This window comes from Reyranella sp. (assembly GCF_004297265.1).
GTDB lineage: Bacteria > Pseudomonadota > Alphaproteobacteria > Reyranellales > Reyranellaceae > Reyranella.
Genome location: NZ_SCUT01000024.1, coordinates 47,192 through 66,076 on the forward strand (window position 1 = coordinate 47,192; position 18,885 = coordinate 66,076).

General features: G+C 67.1%; 16 protein-coding genes. 6 read left to right on the forward strand and 10 right to left on the reverse strand.

Translation table 11 applies throughout. The annotated features are described in order from the left end of the window. The first annotated feature begins 193 nt into the window (after positions 1-193). Positions 194-2,059, forward strand: a complete 1,866-nt coding sequence (locus EPO41_RS09085; protein ID WP_296323563.1) for a dihydroxy-acid dehydratase — start codon at positions 194-196, stop codon at positions 2,057-2,059. A gap of 86 nt (positions 2,060-2,145) precedes the next feature. On the opposite strand, the gene EPO41_RS09090 is transcribed toward EPO41_RS09085, so the two are convergent. The 5 genes from EPO41_RS09090 to EPO41_RS09110 form a co-directional block, all read right to left on the reverse strand. Continuing rightward, complete coding sequence (locus EPO41_RS09090; protein ID WP_296323566.1) at positions 2,146-3,831, reverse strand: hydantoinase B/oxoprolinase family protein; 1,686 nt, start codon at positions 3,829-3,831, stop codon at positions 2,146-2,148. Beyond that, positions 3,828-5,894, reverse strand: coding sequence for a hydantoinase/oxoprolinase family protein (locus EPO41_RS09095; protein WP_296323569.1), 2,067 nt, complete (start codon positions 5,892-5,894; stop codon positions 3,828-3,830). Before EPO41_RS09095 ends, EPO41_RS09090 begins: the two co-directional genes overlap by 4 nt. 2 nt (positions 5,895-5,896) lie before the next feature. Next, positions 5,897-6,874: a tripartite tricarboxylate transporter substrate binding protein gene (locus EPO41_RS09100; RefSeq protein ID WP_296323572.1), complete on the reverse strand. Its 978-nt coding sequence runs from the start codon at positions 6,872-6,874 to the stop codon at positions 5,897-5,899. Positions 6,875-6,993: 119 nt separating this feature from the next. Further along, positions 6,994-8,142, reverse strand: coding sequence for an aminotransferase class V-fold PLP-dependent enzyme (locus EPO41_RS09105; protein WP_296323574.1), 1,149 nt, complete (start codon positions 8,140-8,142; stop codon positions 6,994-6,996). 110 nt (positions 8,143-8,252) lie between these two features. Further along, the gene (locus EPO41_RS09110; protein ID WP_296323576.1) at positions 8,253-8,441 is read right to left on the reverse strand and encodes a CsbD family protein; all 189 of its coding nucleotides are present in this window, start codon (positions 8,439-8,441) and stop codon (positions 8,253-8,255) included. An 88-nt stretch (positions 8,442-8,529) separates the two neighbouring features. Here EPO41_RS09110 and otsB point away from each other — a divergent pair, with 88 nt between their 5' ends. Genes otsB through EPO41_RS09125 form a run of 3 tightly spaced genes read left to right on the forward strand, consistent with a single transcriptional unit; the run spans position 8,530 to position 12,613 of the window. Beyond that, on the forward strand, positions 8,530-9,447 hold the full coding sequence (gene otsB / locus EPO41_RS09115) for a trehalose-phosphatase (protein WP_296323579.1): 918 nt from the start codon (positions 8,530-8,532) through the stop codon (positions 9,445-9,447). Then, entirely contained in the window at positions 9,444-11,243 is a 1,800-nt protein-coding gene (locus EPO41_RS09120; protein WP_296323582.1) for a glycoside hydrolase family 15 protein, read from the forward strand. The genes otsB and EPO41_RS09120 overlap by 4 nt, the downstream gene beginning before the upstream one ends. Beyond that, the gene (locus EPO41_RS09125) at positions 11,228-12,613 is read left to right on the forward strand and encodes a trehalose-6-phosphate synthase (protein WP_296323584.1); all 1,386 of its coding nucleotides are present in this window, start codon (positions 11,228-11,230) and stop codon (positions 12,611-12,613) included. Before EPO41_RS09120 ends, EPO41_RS09125 begins: the two co-directional genes overlap by 16 nt. Here EPO41_RS09125 and EPO41_RS09130 read toward each other — a convergent pair. The 5 genes from EPO41_RS09130 to EPO41_RS09150 are packed head-to-tail and all read right to left on the reverse strand — an operon-like array spanning position 12,610 to position 16,673. Then, a complete protein-coding gene (locus tag EPO41_RS09130; RefSeq protein WP_296323586.1) occupies positions 12,610-13,140 on the reverse strand; it encodes an N-acetyltransferase in 531 nt (176 codons plus the stop codon). The genes EPO41_RS09125 and EPO41_RS09130 overlap by 4 nt on opposite strands. Then, positions 13,107-13,721: a pyridoxamine 5'-phosphate oxidase family protein gene (locus tag EPO41_RS09135; RefSeq protein ID WP_296323588.1), complete on the reverse strand. Its 615-nt coding sequence runs from the start codon at positions 13,719-13,721 to the stop codon at positions 13,107-13,109. The genes EPO41_RS09130 and EPO41_RS09135 overlap by 34 nt, the downstream gene beginning before the upstream one ends. Positions 13,722-13,731: 10 nt before the next feature. Continuing rightward, a complete protein-coding gene (locus EPO41_RS09140) occupies positions 13,732-14,571 on the reverse strand; it encodes a DUF3883 domain-containing protein (protein WP_296323591.1) in 840 nt (279 codons plus the stop codon). Between the two features lie 12 nt (positions 14,572-14,583). Then, positions 14,584-15,960: a CoA transferase gene (locus tag EPO41_RS09145; RefSeq protein ID WP_296323592.1), complete on the reverse strand. Its 1,377-nt coding sequence runs from the start codon at positions 15,958-15,960 to the stop codon at positions 14,584-14,586. Next, positions 15,957-16,673: an alpha/beta hydrolase gene (locus EPO41_RS09150; protein ID WP_296323595.1), complete on the reverse strand. Its 717-nt coding sequence runs from the start codon at positions 16,671-16,673 to the stop codon at positions 15,957-15,959. The genes EPO41_RS09145 and EPO41_RS09150 overlap by 4 nt, the downstream gene beginning before the upstream one ends. Positions 16,674-16,729: 56 nt before the next feature. On the opposite strand from EPO41_RS09150, the gene EPO41_RS09155 reads away from it, so the two are divergent. After that, the gene (locus tag EPO41_RS09155) at positions 16,730-17,008 is read left to right on the forward strand and encodes a FeoA family protein (protein WP_296323598.1); all 279 of its coding nucleotides are present in this window, start codon (positions 16,730-16,732) and stop codon (positions 17,006-17,008) included. Beyond that, positions 17,005-18,885 (forward strand): ferrous iron transport protein B, encoded by a 1,881-nt coding sequence (gene feoB / locus EPO41_RS09160; protein ID WP_296323601.1) that lies wholly within the window; start codon positions 17,005-17,007, stop codon positions 18,883-18,885. The genes EPO41_RS09155 and feoB overlap by 4 nt, the downstream gene beginning before the upstream one ends.

The following is an 18,885-nucleotide window of genomic DNA, read 5'->3' on the forward strand; positions in this document are numbered from 1 at the left end:
GCGCGAGAATGCCCGCCCGGCGGTCGGGAGCCAAGGGCCGAACGTGATCCGAGAGAGTTCCGAAGGGCGGCTTTATCTATGCCAACCCCATTGAAGAAATCGTGGGATTGGCCAAGCGGGCCTGTGATATACCGCCAGACCCGCTCGCCCTCGAAGGCGGGCCAATGCTTGCAAGTCCTATGGGATGGTTGTGATGAAGCCGAAGTTTGTGACCATTGACCGGCACCCGGGCCGCTCGGCCCAGACCATCGGTGTGGCGCGCGCGCTCGGCACCGATCCGGACCTGATTCACGAGCCGTCGGTCGGCGTCGTCGGCACCAAGGGCGACAGCCAGTGCTACCTCGGCGTCATGTCCAAGGTCGAGGCGATCCACGCCGAGCTCAAGGCCCGCATCGGCACGGGGCCGAACCAGCTCAAGATGCGGCTGGTGCAGCCCGAGTACACGATCGCCACGTCGGACGGCATCCGCAACGGAACGCGCGAGATGCGCTACTCGCTGATCGGCCGCGAGGTGACGCAGGATGCGCTGTGCGAGCATCTAAGCGCCACCGGCCTCGCCGGCACGATCGCAGTCGTCGCCTGCGACAAGCCGCCGGTCGGGACGTTGTCCGCGCTGCTCGAGCACAATCTGCCGTCGATCATCATGTCTGATGGTGCGATCCATCCCGGCAAGGAGCCAAACACGGGCGAGCCGCTCGACATTGTGAGTGCCTACCAGGTCGCCGGCCATCCCGACGCCGACTACCGGCACCTCATCGCCTGCCACGCCTGTCCCGGCATCGGCAGCTGCGGCGGCATGTTCACCTACAACACCATGCAGACCTTCATCGGCGTGGTCGGCATGCAGCCGCTGCAGATGGTGGCGCCGCCGTCCGACGATCCGCGCCGCACCAACGAGTTCGCCGCCGAGCTGGTCGATCATCTGGCCAACCTGATGAAGAACGACCTGAAGCCGCGCGACATCGTCGTGCGCGATTCGATCCGCAATGCGGTGATCGTGGCGATGGCGGTCGGCGGCTCGACCAACGTCGTGCTGCACGCGCCGGAGATCGCCCGTGCCGCCGGCTACGGCGACTTCTGGAAGGACGTGATGACGCCGGAGGAGTTCAACTACCTCTCGCAGAACATCGTCCCGGTCCTGACCGACGCGCGGCCCTACGGCAAGTATTCGATGGTCGACATAGACAAGGTGGGCGGCGTGCAGGTGATCGTGCGCGAGCTGCTGGAGGCCGGTCTGCTGAACGGCGACGTGCTGACCTGCACCGGCGAGACGCTCGCCAGGCAGGTCGAGCGTCTGGGCGCCCGCAAGGCGGATGGCAAGGTCGTCTATCCGGTCGAGAAGCCCTACAAGCCGACTGGCGGCCTGCGCATGCTGGGCGGCAATCTGTCGCCGGACTTCTCGGCCATCCTCAAGCTTGCGGGCGTCGAGGGCGGCCTCGAGGACAATCTGTTCCGTGGTCGCGCCCGTGTGTTCGAGGGCGAGGCGGGACTGCTCAAGGCGCTCGACGAGACGCCGGAGACCTTCCAGAACCACGACATGATCATCGTGCGCTACGAGGGACCGAGCGGAGCGCCCGGCATGCCGGAGATGCTGGATCCGACCTCGCGCATCACGACGCTGTGCCGCGAGCGCAACATCGTCGTGGCCCTGATGACCGACGCGCGCTTCTCGGGCGGCTCGGTCGGCCTCGTGATCGGCCATGTCGGACCCGAAGCGGCCATCGGCGGCCCGATCGGGCTGGTCGAGGAGGGCGACGAGATTGTGGCCGACCTCAACATCAACGAGCTGAACTGCACCCAGCTCGCCGACCCCGCCATCTACGCGAAGCGCAAGGCGGCGTGGGACAAGATTGTCGCCGACAATGGCGGCATCCATCCCAATTGCGGCATCGCTGATACGCGCCTGCTCCATCGCGCGCGGACCAGCGCGGTTCCGGCGACGCGTGGCGGCGGCCTGCATCCCAATCGCGAGGTCTGGGTCCGCGCGCCGCGCAAGGCCGAGCGCCAGAACTTCAAGCTGCGCAACAAGCACCGCCCGGAGTTCGACAAGAGCTTCTGACGTCATTGGAGCGCGCCACTCCAGTGGCGCTCGGAAAAGGAAGAGCGCCACTGGAGTGGCGCGCTCCAATGATATGACTTGCTCGGTTAATCGCCCTCGACGCCGTAGCTGGCCTTCGCGGCCTCCTTGCTGACCAAGCCGAGCCGCACATCGCGTTTCACGGCCGCGGGATCGCGCTCCGCAGGCGCGCCGTATCCGCCGCCGCCGGGCATCTCGACCACCAGGCGCTCGCCGGCCGGGATGGTCTGGAAGCCCTTGGCCTTCAGCTCCTGGCCGGAGGCCAGCGACAGGCGGCCGTTGGCGCCGGGCTTGCCGCCGTCCCGGCCGCGCGCCGGATACCTGACCCGTTCGAAGGTCGCGAAGATGCCGAACGGCGCACCTTCGCGATGCTCGACTTCCATCACCTGGCCGAGGCCGCCGCGCTGCGCGCCGGCTCCGCCCGAATCCTGGCGATACTCCTTCTTCCAGACGACGACGGGCGCGATGGTCTCGGTGATCTCGACCGGCACGTTGCGCACGCCGGACGGGAAGGGCGTCGCCGACAACCCGTCGAGTGTCGGGCGCGCGCCCGCGCCGCCGGAGTGGAAGGTCGTCACCATGAAGGGACGGCTGTTGCCGATCGTTCCGGTCATGCCGTGTCCGGCGCCGAGCTTCAGGTTCCAGAGGTTGGACGTGCCTTCGGCGGGAACCTGTCCCGGGATCACCTGATGCAGCGCGTCGAAGCAGACGTCGGGCAGCATGTGGCCGATCGTGCTGCGTGCATTCACGGCCGCCGGGTAAAGCGCGTTGACGATGGTGTTCTCGGGCGCCGTGACGAGGATCGAGTCGAGCGTGCCGGCATTGTTCGGGATGGTCGGCGCCACGACGCACTTGATGCCGAAGGCGGTGTACGCCTCGGTGTAGCACATCGGCGAATTGATGCCGTAGATCGACGAGCCCGAGGTCCCGGCATAATCAACCGAGATGTGGTCGGCATGGATCGTGACGGCGGCATGCAGGTCGATCGGCGCGTCATAGCCGTCGATCCGCATATGGCCCTTCCAGGTGCCGCGCGGCAGCTTGGCAATCGCGGCGATCATGCCGGCGCGGCTCTTGTCGATGATGTGCGCGCCCAGCTCGTCGAGAGAGTCGATTCCGTGTTCGGCCATCATGTCGGACAGCCGCTTCTCGCCGATACCGTTGCAGCCGATCAGGGCGTGGATGTCGCCCTCGACCTGCACCGGCTCGCGCACGTTGGCGCGCACGATGCGCATCACGCTCTCGTCGATCACGCCCTCGCGCATCAGCGGCAGCAGCGGCAGGAACAGGCCCTCATGGAAGACCTGCCGCCCGTCGGGCGACTGGCCGAGACCGCCGATGTCGACCACATGTGTGGTGCAGGAGAACAGCGCCACCAGCTTGCCGTTGTGGAAGGCGGGCGAGGTGACGACGATGTCGTAGAGATGGCCGGTGCCCTTCCACGGATCGTTGGTCACGTAGGCGTCGCCCGGCTTCATCGTCTCGACGGGAAACTCGCGGATGAAGTGGATGACGCTGCGCGCCATCGAATTCACATGGCCCGGCGTGCCGGTGACGGCCTGCGCGAGCATGCGGCCTTCGAGATCGAACACGCCGGCCGAGATGTCGCCGGCCTCGCGCGCGCTGGTCGAAAAGGCGGTCCGCACCAGCGCCCGCGCCTGCTCCTCGACGACCGAGAGAAGGCGGTTCCACATGACCTGTAGACGGATGTCGTTGATCGGCGACCTGGGCGCCGACGGGGCGGTCGTGCTCATGCGCGGTCCTCCAGGACGATCTGGCCCACCTCGTTGATATGGGCGATGAAGCCGTTGGGAACGACGGTGGTGGTGCCGTCTTCGACGATGAGCGCCGGACCGTCGAACGCCATGCCGGATTCCAGCAGCCTGCGTTCATGAAGGGCCGCGCGCTCCAGCAGGCCGCTTGCGGGATCGAACACGTCGCGATGGCTTGTCGGTGTGGGGGCGGCCCGCTTGGTGACCGGCTTTGCCGGCGATGGCAGCGGCCGGTCGGTGCCGATCGATAGGGTCCAGGTCAGCGCCTCGACCTCGAGCTTGGGAATGGCACGGCCGAACACCTGCTCGTAGGTCGCCTCGAAGCGGCGGCGCAAGTCGCCCGCGGCGTCCGCGCTGAACGGCTGGTTGGGCAGCGGCACGGCGATCTCATGGCCCTGGCCGCGATAGCGCATGAACGCCTGGCGCGATTCCACCAGCGTCTCGCCCGGCGCCGCAGGCCGCACCACGGCCTCGGCCTCCGCCCGCATGGCGGCGAACAGTTCGTTCAGCATCTTCGCGTCGAACATGTCGAGCCTGACATGGCGCGTCCTCACCACCTCGTAGGCGATCGAGGCGCGCAGGAAGCCGAAGGCCGAGCCGACGCCGGCGCCCACCGGCACGATGACCCGCTTCATGCCGAGCTTGCGGGCGAGTCGTGCGGCATGCAGCGGCGCCGCACCGCCGAAGGCGATCAGCGTGCGGTCGGCGGTGTCCTTGCCGTTCTCGACAGCATGGACGCGCGCCGCGCTCGCCATGGTTTCGTCGACGATCTCGGCCACGCCGGCGGCCGCGCCCTGGGCGTCCGTCCCGAGCGGACCGGCCAGCGACTGCAGGGCGGCTTCGGCCTTGTCGCGGTGAAGCGGAATGGCGCCGCCGGCGAAGCGGGTCGGGTCGAGGCGCCCCAGCGCCGTATCGGCGTCGGTCACGGTAGGTTCGGTACCGCCACGGCCGTAGCACGCGGGACCAGGGACGCTGCCGGCGGAATCGGGGCCGACCTGGATTCGGCCCAGGGTGTCGAGACGGGCGATCGAGCCGCCGCCGGCGCCGATCTCGACCAGTTCGATGACGGGAATGCGCACCGGCAGGCCGGAGCCCTGTACGAAGCGATAGGCGCGCGCGACCTCGAACTGGCGCGAGCGCTGCAGATCGAGATCGTCGAGCAAGGTGAGCTTGGCGGTGGTGCCGCCCATGTCGAAGGCGACGGCCTTACGCGCGTCGTTCTCGGCCGCCACCGCGCGCGCCAGGATGGCCCCGCCCGCCGGCCCGGATTCGACCAGACGCACGGGGTAGCGGCGTGCCGTGTCGACTGTGGTGATGCCGCCCGACGACATCATCAGCAACAGCGGCGCCGCGATACCTTCCGCCCTGAGGTCGGTCTCGAGCTGGCCAAGATATCCCTCCATGCGCGGCAGGACATAGGCGTTGGCGATGGTCGTCGACGTGCGCTCGTATTCGCGGATCTCTGGGCAGACCTCACAGGAGAGCGACACGGCCACGCCCGGCAGTTCCTCGGCCAGGATCGCGCCGGCACGTCGCTCATGGGCCTCGTTGGTGAAACTGTGCAGGAAGCAGACGGCAACCGCCTCGATCTTCTCCGCCTTCAGTTGTGCCGCGACGCGGCGCACGGCGGCCTCGTCGAGCGCCAGCAACACCGTCCCATCGGACGCCACGCGCTCCGGGATCCCGAAGCGCAGGTCGCGCGACACCAGCGGCTGCGGCCGCTCCATGTAGATGTCGTATTGCTCGAAGCGGTGCTCCCACGCCATCTCGACGGAATCGCGGAAGCCTTCCGTCGTGATCAGCGCGGTGCGGGCGCCCTTGCGCTCGATCAGCGCATTGGTGGCCAGCGTCGTGCCGTGAACGACGAGCGACACGTCCTGCGGCCGGCATTTCGCCTCGGCGAGGATGGAGCGCACGCCCTCCAGCACGGCGCGCTCGGGCGCGTCGGGCGTGGTCAGGACCTTGATGGCATGGGATTTCGTGCCGGTTTCGAGCACGACGTCGGTGAACGTGCCGCCGATGTCGACGGCCAGACGGGAGGACATTACTACTCGTCGATCTTGATGTTGCCCTTGCGTACCACGTCGCCCCAGGTAACTGAATCGCGCTTGAGGAAGGCCACGTATTCCGCCGGCGGCAGGAGGGCAGGCGTAAGACCGCTTTCGTCGTACTTCTTCTTCACGTCCGGTTCGGCGAGGACCTTGGAGATGGCCGCGTACAGCCGGTCGACGATCGGCTTCGGCGTGCCGGCAGGGGCGGCGAGTCCGTACCAGTTTTCCGCTTCGTACCCCTTCACCGCTTCGGCGAGCGCGGGCGTGTCCGGCAGGACGGACCAGCGCTCCGGCGACGTGACGGCCATGGCGCGCGCCTTTCCGCTGCGGATCAGGCCGAGCGTCGCGGGATCGCCGAAATAGGCGTCGACGATGCCTGCCGCCAGATCGTTCAGGGCCGGGCCGGTGCCGCGATAGGGAACGTGGATCATCTTCAGGCCGGACATCTGGGTGAAGAGCTCGCCGGCGAGATGCTGGCTGGTGCCGATGCCGCCCGAAGCCCAGCGCAACTCCTGCTTCTTCGCCAGCTCCATGAACTCCGGCAGGGTCTTCGCCGGCAGGTCGTTGCGCACCGCGAGGATGAAGGGCATGCGGACCAGCCGCGTGACCTGCGTCAGCGCCATCGGATCGTACGGCATCTTGCTGCGCAGATGCGGACCGGCGGTCAGCGTGCCGGCACCGGTGAGCGACAGCGTGTAGCCATCGGGCGCGGCATGCGACATCGCTTCGACGCCGATGATTCCTCCAGCGCCACCCTTGTTCTCGATGATGATGGTCTGGCCAAGCTCCTTGGATAGCGGCTCCATCATAAGTCGCGCCGTCAGGTCGACACCGCCTCCCGGCGGGAAGGGTACGATCATCTTGACCGGCCGCTCGGGATACTTGCCCTGCGCCGAGGCAGCGCGGGAGATGAACGGTGAGGCGAGTGCCGTGACGAGAAGCTGCCTCAGGATGTGTCGACGAGTGTTACGCAAGTGCCGGTCCCTCTGTTACGCGTGCCGGCAACATTTCGTCGGGCCAGCGCCGCTCATCCGAATGCAATCACGATGCCATCGACGATCCGTGCTGCGCGAATACGCAGCGCGAGGCGATCCTACAGCGCGACCTTCCTGAACACTTCGACGAAGCGATCGACGTCCTGCTCGTCGTTGTAGACGTGCGGGCTGATGCGCAGCCGGCCGAGACGCGGCGCGGCATAGACGTTCTCGGCGGCGAGCTTCTGCGGCAGGTCGTCCTGCATGCCCTTGGGGAACTGCAGGCAGAGGAGGTGCGGCGCGCGCAGCTTGCGATCGATCACGCGAACGCCGGAGTTCGCGAGCCCGTCGGCCAGCCGGTCCGTGAGCATGGAAAGCCGCGCGACGATGGGATCGTTGCCCCAGCCCGCCATCATCTCCATGCCGACGGCGGCCATCTCGAGCGTGATGAAATGGTCACGCTCGCCCATGTCGTAACGGCGGGCGCCGTCGACATAGGAGAGATCGCGAAAATAGATCTTCTGTTCCGCGGCCACGCCCTTGCGCGCCGGCGCGGTCTGCTCCAGCGGAATGCCGTCCTGACGACGCTTGGCGACATACATGAACGCGCGGCCATAGGGACCCAGCACCCACTTGTAGGTCGGGAAGATCAGGAAGTCGGGATCGAGCGTCTTCACATCGATGCGGCGGACGCCGGCATCGTGCGTTGCATCGACCAGGAACGCCGCGCCCGCCTGGCGCGCCGCATCGGCGATGCGCGGCAGGTCGATGGCGCCGCCATCCGACCAATGCACGGACGAGATCGAGACCAGCGACAGGGGCGCCGCGCCCGTGCGCGTCATCGCTTCCAGAACCGCCGAGGTCCAGTCACCGTCGCTTGGCTGTCTCACCTGCTCGACCGCAAAGCCGCCCTCTTCGGCGCGGCTCATCCACTCGAGCACCGGCGAGGTATGGTCGTCCTGCAGCACAAGCACACGGCTGCCGCGCGGCAGGTTCATCACCTTGCCGGCGGTCGAGACGCCGTAGCCCACGGACGGGATCAAGGCGATGTCGGCCGGATCGGCGCCGATCAACGCCGCCGCCGCACGACGCGCGCGCTCGTACTGCTTCGGCATGAAGTCGGCTTCGAGCTTCCAGGGCTGCCCTTTTCGCGCCACGCCGATGCGGCCCGCTTCCTGGACGGCAAGGGGGAGAGGGCTCCAGGCGGCGGCATTGAGGAAGCACACGTCGCGCGGGATGTCGAAGAGTTCACGTTGGGAAGGAAGCATAGGGACCGCCATCGAACAGATGCTGGTACCCTAGGCCAAACGCCGAGCAAGAAAAAGGACGCCCGTCTTTCGACGAGCGTCCTGCGGTTTGCCGGGCAGGGATCGCGGCGTCAGCCGTCGATCGCCTTCTTCAGCGCGTCCTTCGTCTTGCCGACAGCCTGCTGAGCCTCGCCCTTGGCTTCCTGCAGCGCGCCTTCGACCCGTAGCTTGTCGCTGTCGACGGCCTTGCCGATGCCCTGCTTGGCGTTACCGATCGCCTCGTTGGTGACGCCCTTGATCTTGTCGGTGGTGCTGCTCATGACGGTCTCCTCTGTTGATTGGCTTCACGACTTCCCAACGTCCTCGCCGGGAAGACGTTGCTGCGTTCCGACATGCCTCATTGTCGCCATGACACTGCGTCTTTTTGACGAAACCATCGCTGCCCTGCAGCGTTACACGTGCACGCGCCAGGCGCGGCCGCTTCACTCGGGACGGCCCCCGAATCGCGGCGTGTTGTGGTCGACGGCCCCTTCGCGCCCCAGGCAACCGAGGCGCAGAGGGGACGAGATGGCAGCAACGGATTTCGACTACGGCTCGGCACTCTTTCTCGATCTCGACGGCACGTTGCTGGAGATTGCGGCGACTCCGGAACTCGTGGTCGTGCCTCCGGCATTGCCCGATCTTCTTGCCCACCTGCATGCGATCCTTGGAGGCGCGTTGGCGATTGTGAGCGGGCGCTCGCTCAAGACGATAGACCAGCTCCTCAAGCCGTTCACCTCCGCCGCGGCCGGCGAGCATGGCGTTACCCTGCGGTTCAGTGACGGAACGGTCGAGGAAATGCCGGCGGGTCTTGCGGTCACTCAGGCGTGGCGGGACTCGCTGGTGGCGGCGACCGAGCGATGGCCGGGCGTCCTTATCGAACCCAAACCGCATGGCTGTGCCATTCACTATCGCCTGGCGCCGGAACGCCATGACGACGTGTGGCGGATTGCGCGCGCTCTCGTGCCCGACGATCACCCCTGGTTCCGTCTGATCCCGGCGCGTGAAGCGGTGGAGATCGGCCCGCGCTCCACGTCCAAAGGCCATGCCGTCGAGCGCTTCATGAAGGACAGTGCCTTCAAGGGCCGCCGTCCGATTTTCGTCGGCGACGATTTCACCGACGAGGCCGGCATGAGCGCCGCGCGTCGCCATGGTGGCAAGGGGCTGCGCGTCCAGGAGGTCTTCGAAGGCGATCCGGCGCAGGTACGCGCCTGGCTCTCGCGCAATGCCGAACGGCTGGCGGGGCCGCCGGCAGCGCAACCGGCGGCGACGGGAGCTTCGGCATGAGCAACCTCGATCTCGGCGTCATCGGCAACTGTTCCATCGCGAGCCTGATTGATCGCAACGGCCGCCATGTGTGGCACGGTCTGGGTCGCCTGGATGGCGATCCGGTCTTCAATGCCCTGCTGGGCGGCAACGATCCGCAGTCGGGTTTCATGGATGTCGTCGTCGACGACATGAAGGACAGCCGCCAGCGCTATGTTCCCAATACGGCTATTCTCGAAACGACCATCGACGGCGCGGGAGGCACGGCACGCATCTGGGATTTCGCACCGCGTTTCCGCCGCTTCGGGCGCATGTTCCGTCCTCCCATGCTGATGCGCCGGCTCGAGCCCGTGGCCGGCCGGCCGCGCATCACCCTGCGACTGCGTCCTACCTTCGATTACGGCGCTCGCAAGTCGCAGGTCACGGTAGGCAGCAATCACATACGCTATTACGGCGATGCCTCGGTGCTGCGGCTCACCACGGATGCCTCGCTGAACTACGTGCTCCACGAGACCGCGTTCTCGCTCGACCGGCCGCTCACCCTGATCGTGGGTGCTGACGAGAGCGTCACCGACAATGTCGATCAGCTGTCCCGCTCCTTCCTCAGCGAGACCGAGATCTACTGGCAGGGTTGGGTGCGCGATCTCAACATTCCGTTCGATTGGCAAGTCGCCGTCATTCGCGCCGCCATCACGCTCAAGCTTTGCAGCTACGAGGACACCGGCGCGGTGCTGGCCGCGCTCACGACATCGGTCCCCGAGGCGGCGGGCACGGTTCGCAACTGGGATTACCGCTTCACCTGGCTGCGTGACGCCTTCTTCACCGTGACGGCGCTCAACCGGCTGTCGGCGACGCGCACGATGGAAAGCTACGTGCGCTTCATCATCGACGTGGTCGAAGCCGGCAGCGCGCGCGGCGAGGTCCATAACGTGGCCCCGCTGTTCCCGATCGCGCCAGGCGCCGATACGGTGGAGCGCCTGATCGATACCCTGCCGGGCTATCGCGGCTACGGGCCGGTACGCATCGGCAATGCGGCGGTCGGTCAGCGCCAGAACGACGTGTACGGCTCGATGGTGCTGACGGCCGCACAGATGTTCTGGGACGAGCGGCTGCCCCGCCAGGGCGACATCGAGCTCTATCGCCAGCTCTGCGCCGTCGGCAACGAGGCGCATCGAGCCGCCCTCACGCCCGATGCCGGCCTCTGGGAATATCGTGAGCGCGAGGAGGTCCATACCTTCTCCGCCGCCATGTGCTGGGCCGCCCAACACCGGCTCGGCCTGATCGCGCGTCGGGTCGGCCTCGCGGGTGAATCGCGCGAATGGCTCGCCAAGGCGGGCGTGCTGCGCCAGGAAATCCTCCAGCGAGGGACCACAGCGGAAGGATGGTTGTCGGGCGTGCTCGACCGCGAAATGGCCGATGCCTCGAGCCTGGTGTTTCCCGAGATCGGCCTGCTGCGCTCCGACGACCCGCGCTTCCACGCCACGCTCGACATGGTCTCACGCAAGCTCATGAAGAACGGATTCATCATGCGTTACATCGAGGCCGACGATTTTGGCGCGCCCTCCAACGCCTTCCTGCTCTGCACCTTCTGGTACATCGACGCGCTTGCCAGCGTCGGCCGCCGCGAGGAGGCACTCGAACTGTTCAACAACGTGCTGGCGCGGCGCAACCATGTCGGCCTGCTCTCGGAGGACCTCGATCCGCGCACCGGCGAGCTGTGGGGCAACTTCCCCCAGACCTACAGCCAGGTCGGTCTCATCCTGTCGGCCATGCGGCTCTCGCGGAGTTGGGAGGAGGGTCTGTGGCACGCCTCGTGATCGTCTCCAACCGTGTGCCGGTGCCGAAGGCGCGGGGCGCATCCGCTGGCGGCCTCGCCGTGGCGCTGCGCGACCTGATGACTCCCGGAGCGATGTGGTTCGGCTGGAGCGGCCGGCTCACCTCCGAGCCGTCGACGCAACCCGCCCTCGTCGAGGCCCGTGGCGTCACCTACGCGACGGTCGATCTCACGCCCGAGGCCTATCGCGGCTTCTACGTCGGCTTCGCAAATGGTGCGTTGTGGCCGCTGCTGCACTTCCGGCTGGGCCTGATGCATTTTCGCCGCGAGGATTACGAGGGCTACCTCTCGGTCAACCGCTCCTTCGCCTCGGCCTTGACCCCGCTGCTGCAGGGTGACGACACGGTGTGGGCGCACGACTATCACCTGATCCCGTTCGCCCGCCTGCTGCGCAAGCAGGGCTTCGAGGGGCGACTGGGCTTCTTCCTGCACGTGCCTTTCGTGCCGCCGTCCATGCTCGAGGCCATGCCGGTGGCGCGCGAGCTGGTCGCCGATCTCTGTGCCTACGATCTGGTGGGTTTCCAGACGGAGGAGCATGCCCGGGATTTCCGCGACTGCGCGCAGCGCATGCTGGGCGCAACGGTCGATGGCGAGTGGATACGCATCGCCGGCCGCCGGATGCGGGCCTTTGCAGATCCGATCGGAATCGACGCCGAGGGCTTCGCGGCAGAGGCCGAGCGGGCAGAGGCCGACAAGCTCGTGCAAAGGGTTGCCGGCAGCCTGCTGAATCGCGCGCTCGCCATCGGCGTCGACCGCCTGGATTACTCCAAGGGCCTGCCGCACCGCTTCGAAGCGTTCGGCCGCCTGCTCGAGAAGCATCCCGAGCACAAGAGGCGGATCCACTTCCTGCAGATCTGTCCACGCTCGCGTGAGGAGGTCGACGAGTATCGCAAGCTCCGCACCGAGCTCGACCGGCTGGCAGGACGCATCAACGGCCGCTTCTCGGAGTTCGACTGGACGCCACTCAGGTATTCCACCCGGGCTGCGCCGCGCTCGACGCTGGCGGGACTTTACCGGCTCGGTCGGATCGGCGTGGTGACGCCGCTGCGCGACGGCATGAACCTGGTTGCCAAGGAGTTCGTGGCGGCCCAGTCGGACGAGGATCCCGGCGTGCTGGTCCTGTCGCAGTTCGCGGGCGCTGCGCAGGATCTCACCGAGGCGCTGATCGTGAATCCGTTCGATCCCGATGCTATCGCCGATGCGATGCATGTGGCGCTCACCATGCCCTTGTCGGAGCGGCGGGAACGTCACAGCGTTCTGAAGGAGAAGGTCCTGCGCACGACGGCGGAAGCCTATTGCCGGCGCTTCATCGACGCCCTCGAAGCGCCTTCGGATGCGCGCGCCGCGGCCTAGGAAACCAGGCCGAAGGCCGCCGGATAGACGATCAGCCCGTCGTCTCCGTCGAGTGCGCCCGGCACGAGTTCCAGCGCCATGAATGAATCGCCTTCGAAGGGGGCGTCGAGGCCGCTCGCCAGCTCGGCCGAGAAGCCGAAGCGCGGATAGTAGTCGGGATGGCCGAGCACCACGACGGCCTGCCATTCGCGGCGGCGCGCCAGGTCGAGCCCGGTTTCGACGAGGGCGGTGCCGATTCCCGATCTCTGTCGCCCCGGATGGACGCACATCGGTGCCAGCGACAGGGTCGGCACGGCGTCGTCGTCGACCATCGTCGTCAGCGCGCTGAACAGGATATGGCCGACGATGGCGCCGTCCTCGACCGCCACCAGCTCGACCGCATCGATGAAGGCCTCGCGCAGCTCCTCGATCAGCTTGCCCTCGAACGGGCCGCCGAAGGCCTGATCATTCAGGCGGCGGATCGCCTCGTCGTCCGCCGGTTCGCGCTCGCGGATCACCACATCGTGGCCGCTGCCCGGCCCGGCCATTCACGGTCGTAGGTTTCGCCGCCGACCCGTTCGTTGCTCAATGCGGCCAGGATCTGGCCGGCGCTGGGCAAAGACTTCGGATCGACATGTCGGGTGGGGTTCCAGAGTTCCGAACGCACGAGCGCGCGGGCGCACTGGAAGTAGACCGCATCGACCTCGATCACGGCCACGGAGCGCGGCGCCTTTTCCTCGACGGCGAAGGATTCCAGAAGATCGGCGGCGATGCTGAGATGGGCGCGGCCGTTCACGCGCAGCGTGTTGCCGACGCCCGGGATCATGAACAGCAACGCCACCCGCGGGTCGCGCACGATGTTGCGCAGCGAATCGATGCGGTTGTTGCCGCGGCGGTCGGGCAACATCAGCGTCTTCTCGTCGTGCACCCGCACGAAGCCCGCCCGGTCTCCGCGCGGCGAGCAGTCGAGGCCTTCCGGACCGGACGTCGCCAGCGCCGCATAGGGCGACGCCTCGATGTAGGCGCGATAGTGCGGCGTGATCCAGTTCACTTCCTTGACCGTCGCCGCCTCGACCGGCCGTCCATAGATCGCCTCGAGCTCGGCTTCCGTTCTCAGGATGTCGGACATGCTGTCTCCGCTACTTCAGCGAGGCTTGAAACGTCAGGGGTTCGAGCTGCAATACTGCGTCGAGTGGCGGCGTCAAAGTAAAGAGTCCAGGCTGCCGAGAAAAGTCATGCAGCCGATACAATCGGAATGCGTCGGGCCGCTCTTTGGCAACTTCATTTTCGTTGCGGGTCATATAGAAGGGCGTCGTGCTGCCGCCCCGGGTCGTTTTGACCTCGATCCATCGTTCGGAGCCCGATGGATCGTAGGAGCGGATATCGTACCCTGCACCGTCGCCGTCCTCCTTCGAAAGCCACCGTACCTTTCTCGCGAGGTCTCTGCGGTCTGCCAATACGAGCAATTCGCGCTCGCGCTCGTAGATCAGCTCTTCGCCTGCCTCTCCGAGGGCGCGGTTCATTTGATCGCGCAACGCCGGGTCGAATTTCCGTGCCACGCGCTCGAACGCCTTCCTCGCCCTGGCGCCGATAGGAGGTCTTGTCGGCGGCGGCCCGACAAAAAGGGATGGCATGTCGGAGAGGCCGGTCGAATGCTTGATTGCCAATGGTACCGGATCGGGCTGTACGTCCAGGTAGCGGCCGATGGCGGCTGCGATTGCGCCCTGAAAGTTCCAGGCAGGGACGTAGCCACGGATTCGCGGAAGGCCGAGTTGTGTCAGAACTGCCGAAATATTCTGGTGCTTGAACTCGATCGAACCGTCAGTCCGGTGGATGTGCGCTTTCAAGGCGCGGCGATGCTCCGTTTTGCGGATGGTGAGACCAGCTTGTTCCTCTTTCAGCATGGCGAAGTAGTCGGCAACGATGAGGTCGAGTTCGGTACTCGACCAGTCGTTTCCAGCTACTTCGGAGTCGGCCATGCTCGGTTCAACTTATGCCCACTGTGCGGGCGAAGTGCCGAGAGGTTCGGCGGGCCTTGCATAATAGGCCGGCGTCTCACCGAGCTGCACCACCGGCTTCAGGTGGCGCAGCCGGCCGAGCGGGCCGACGCTTTCGGTGAGGAGCGGCAGCAGCTCGGCCTCGGGCAGTTCGGCGGCGCCCTTGCTGGCGTCGACGGTGCCAAGGCTGGCGAGCCAGTGCGCGACCTGGACCAGCGAGACACGAACCTGCCAGGAGCCGCCCTGTTCGACCCGGCGGGCCAGCGCCACCAGGGCGCCCAGCGCGCCGAGATAGCCCGCGATATAGTCGAGCGCCTGTACCGGTAGGTTGCGTGGCTTCTCAAGCGAGCCCTGCGTCGCGGCAAGGCCTGTCACGTTCTGGACGATCGAGTCGAAGCCGCGGCGCGACGACCAGGGACCTTCATGGCAGTAGGCGCAGAGGCTGACGCAGACGATGCCGGGCCGCAGCGCCGCCACCTGTTCGGGCGAGAAGCCGCGCGTCGCCAGCGTGCCGGGGCGATAGCCCTGGGTGAAGATGTCGGCCTCCTTCAGGAGCGACTTCATGGTCTCGACGCCGGAAGGCTCGCGCAGGTCGATCCAGGCACAGCGCTTGCCGTGGCCGGTGTCCATCAGCAGCTCGGCCTGGTAGGGCAGGTGAGGGGCGGCGACATGCAGCACGTCGGCGCCGTTCTCTGCCAGCACGCGGCCGCTCGTCGGACCGGCCAGTACGCGGGTGAGATCGAAGGCCCGCACGCCGGACAGCGGGCGGTCTCCCTTTGGCAGCGGCTCGGCCAGAGCCTCGCCGATCTTCACGATGTCGATCAGCGGCAGCTTCGCCACCGCGACGCCGTGCGGGTGGGCATTCCATTCGTCGCGGCTGCGTGTCAGGCCGCCGACGCAGCCACCGTCGGCGATCGCCTGCTCGATCGCGTGCCCGTCCCACCTGGCGACGGCGGCGGCCAGCGCCTCGCGCGTGTCGCCCTCGGCGCCGGCAATGCGCAGCGCGCCCGCGCGATGATGCGGATGGTTGGTGTGGATGAACATGTGCCGGCCGTCGCGCGTCGGATAGTGGCCGGACAGGGGATCCCACGACACCGGGCGCTCGCCGTTGCGCAGGACGTAGGTGTTCGAACGCAGCGACGCGGTCGCAGCCGCGACGTCGACCGAGACCGGCTGGGGCCGGCCGGTCTTCAGCCGCCACAGGTCGGAAACGGCGAGGCCGACGGCCCCCAGCGCGGCGGCGCCGGCCGTGCCGACGCGCCATGGGGTCTGGAATACCGGATCGTCGCCCCCGGTGATTGTAAGCCGGTCGTCGGCGCGGGGGCTGCGTCCGAGTTGGCCCAGGATCGAATAGGCCAGGTCGGTGTTCACTTGCTGCCCGCCATGATCTTGGTCAGGAGCGCCATGAACTCGTTCGGGCAGGTGATGTGCGGGTTGTGGCTGGTGTCGAGTTCGTGGCAGGTCCAGCCGGCTTCGCCGCGCGCCCGGTCGGCGAACTGGCGGAACGGGTCGCCGGGGCCGTTGCGGGTCGCATAAATGTAATCGCGGGGCGGCAGAGGTTCTTTGGATTCGAGCTTGATCTTCTGCTCGAAGGTCTTGATCGGCTGCGGCCGGCGGCGCGGGCTGGCCCAGGTCACGTCCTCCGGGGAGGTATCGGGCGGCATCGGGTTGACCGGCATCTTCCAGCCGTCGCCGTCCCGCTCCGCGCCCTTGCGCATGTTGCCCTCGGCTTTCGGTCCGACCAGGTCGAACAGGCTCTGTCCGTCCCTGGGCGCAAAGGCGTCGATGTACACGATGCGTGCAAGACGATGGGGGATCCTGTCGGCAACGCCGGTGGCGACCATGCCGCCATAGGAATGTCCCAGCAGGACGACGTCGTTCAGGTCCTCGAACTCGATCTCGGACACGATGTCCTGGATGTGGGTCGAGAGGTCGATGTCGGGCGTGGCGAGGTGGGCGCGGGCGCCGAGGCCGGTATAGGTCGGGGCATAGAACTGGTGACCGGCCGCCTGCAGCAGCGGACGCATCTTCTTCCACGCCCAGGCCGCCGACCAGGCGCCGTGCGCCAGAACGATATTCGCCATTTCATTACCTCCCGCTGGCACGCCAACTTTATCGATGCTACTACGACTTACTCTCAATGAGCAGCGAACCAACAATAGCACTTGGCGTCGCCCCCGTGGGGTTTCGTGGGCGCATACAGGCCATCGCCGCGGGGCGTGTCGCCGCAGGCATGCCCGCGCCCGAACTCGAGCGCCGCCTGATCGAACTGGGCTTCGTCGAGGGCGCCGACGTCGAAATCCTGCACCAGGGCCTGTTCGGCCGCGATCCCATCGCGGTGCGCGTTGCCCACACCACCATCGGCCTGCGCCGTCGCGAGGCCATGGCCATCCTCGTGAGCGTCGGAGCCGAGCCGTGAGCGTCACCGCACCCACCGCCGCTCCGGTCGTCGCCCTGGTCGGCAATCCCAATTGCGGCAAGACGGCCCTGTTCAATGCGCTGACCGGCAGCCGGCAGAAGGTCGCCAACTATCCCGGCGTCACCGTCGAGAAGAAGGTCGGTCCGCTGACGACGCCCGCCGGCCGCACCGTGCGCATCGTCGACCTGCCCGGCACCTATTCGCTGCGCGCGCGCTCGCCCGACGAGGAGGTGACGCGCGACATCGTGCTGGGCCGGACCCAGACCGACGTGATTCCGGACCTGATCGTCTGTGTGGCCGACGCCTCCAATCTTCGGTTGGCGCTGCGCCTCGTGCTCGAATTGAAGCAGGTCGGCCGGCCGGTGATGCTGTCGCTCAACATGATGGACATCGCGCGCAAGCGCGGCATCGAGATCGATACCGAGAAGCTCGGCCGGGAACTGGGACTGCCGGTCGTGAGTTCGGTCGCTGTGCGCCGCGGCGGCACGGACGCACTGCTGGCCGAGATCGACCGGCGGCTGGCAGCCGCGCAGGGCGCGACCGGAACCGTCTGGATGACGCCGGATGCCTCGGCTCTGCGACGCGCCCAGAAGGAGGCGGACCGCATCCTCGCCTCGGTGGTGAAGGGACAGGGCAGGCCTGACAGCCTGACGACGCGTCTCGACGCGGTGCTGCTGCATCCGGTGGCGGGCCTGGTCGTGCTGCTGGCCATCCTGTTCGTGATGTTCCAGGCGGTCTTCGCCTGGGCCGAACCCGGCATGGATGCGATCGAGGCCGGTTTCCACTTCCTCGGCGACCTCGTCGCCGGACTGCCGCTGCCCGACCTGCTGAAGAGTTTCCTGAAGGACGGGCTGATCGGCGGGGTCGGCAGCGTGATCGTGTTCCTGCCGCAGATCGTGATCCTGTTCTTCTTCATCCTCGTCCTCGAGGATCTGGGGTACATGGCGCGCGCGGCCTTCCTGATGGACCGCATCATGGGCGGCGCCGGCCTGCACGGGCGCGCCTTCATCCCGCTCCTGTCGTCCTTTGCCTGCGCCATTCCCGGCATCATGTCGACGCGCGTGATCGACGACCGGCGCGACCGCCTCACCACCATCCTGGTGGCGCCGCTGATGACCTGCTCGGCGCGCATCCCGGTCTATACGCTGATCATCGGGGCGTTCATTCCCGACCGCGAGGTCTGGGGCTTCGTCGGCCTGCAAGGGCTGGTGATGTTCGGCCTCTACACGGTGGGCATCGCGAGCGCGCTCGCCGTGTCGTTCGTGGTCAAGCGGCTGATCTGGCGCGGCAAGCCCGGTGAGCCGTTTATGCTCGAACTGCCGGACTACAAGGTGCCGCAGGCCAGGAGCGTCGCCATCGGCCTGTGGACCCGCGCCACGATCTTCCTGAAGCGTGCAGGCACCACGATCCTGTCGATGATGATCCTGATCTGGGTGCTGGCCTCGTTCCCGCAGCCGCCCGAGGGCGCCACCGAACCCGCCATCAACTACAGCCTGGCCGCCCGGATCGGTACGGCGATCCAGCCGCTGACCGAGCCGCTGGGCTTCAACTGGCAGATCAACGTCGCGCTGATCCCGGGCATGGCCGCGCGCGAAGTCGCGGTCGGGTCGCTCGGCACCATCTATGCGATCAGCGGCGGCGAGGAGGCCACCGACAAGATCGCCTCCGCGCTCAGCTCGCAATGGAGCCTGGCCACGGCGCTGGCCTTCCTCGCCTGGTATGTATTCGCGCCGCAATGCGCCTCGACGCTGGCGGTCATCCGGCGCGAGACCGGCGGCTGGCGTTGGCTGTGGGTGACGTTCTTCTACATGCTGGCGCTGGCGTACGTGGCGGCCTTCCTCACGTATCGCATCGCCGTCGCATTGGGCGGAGGGTGA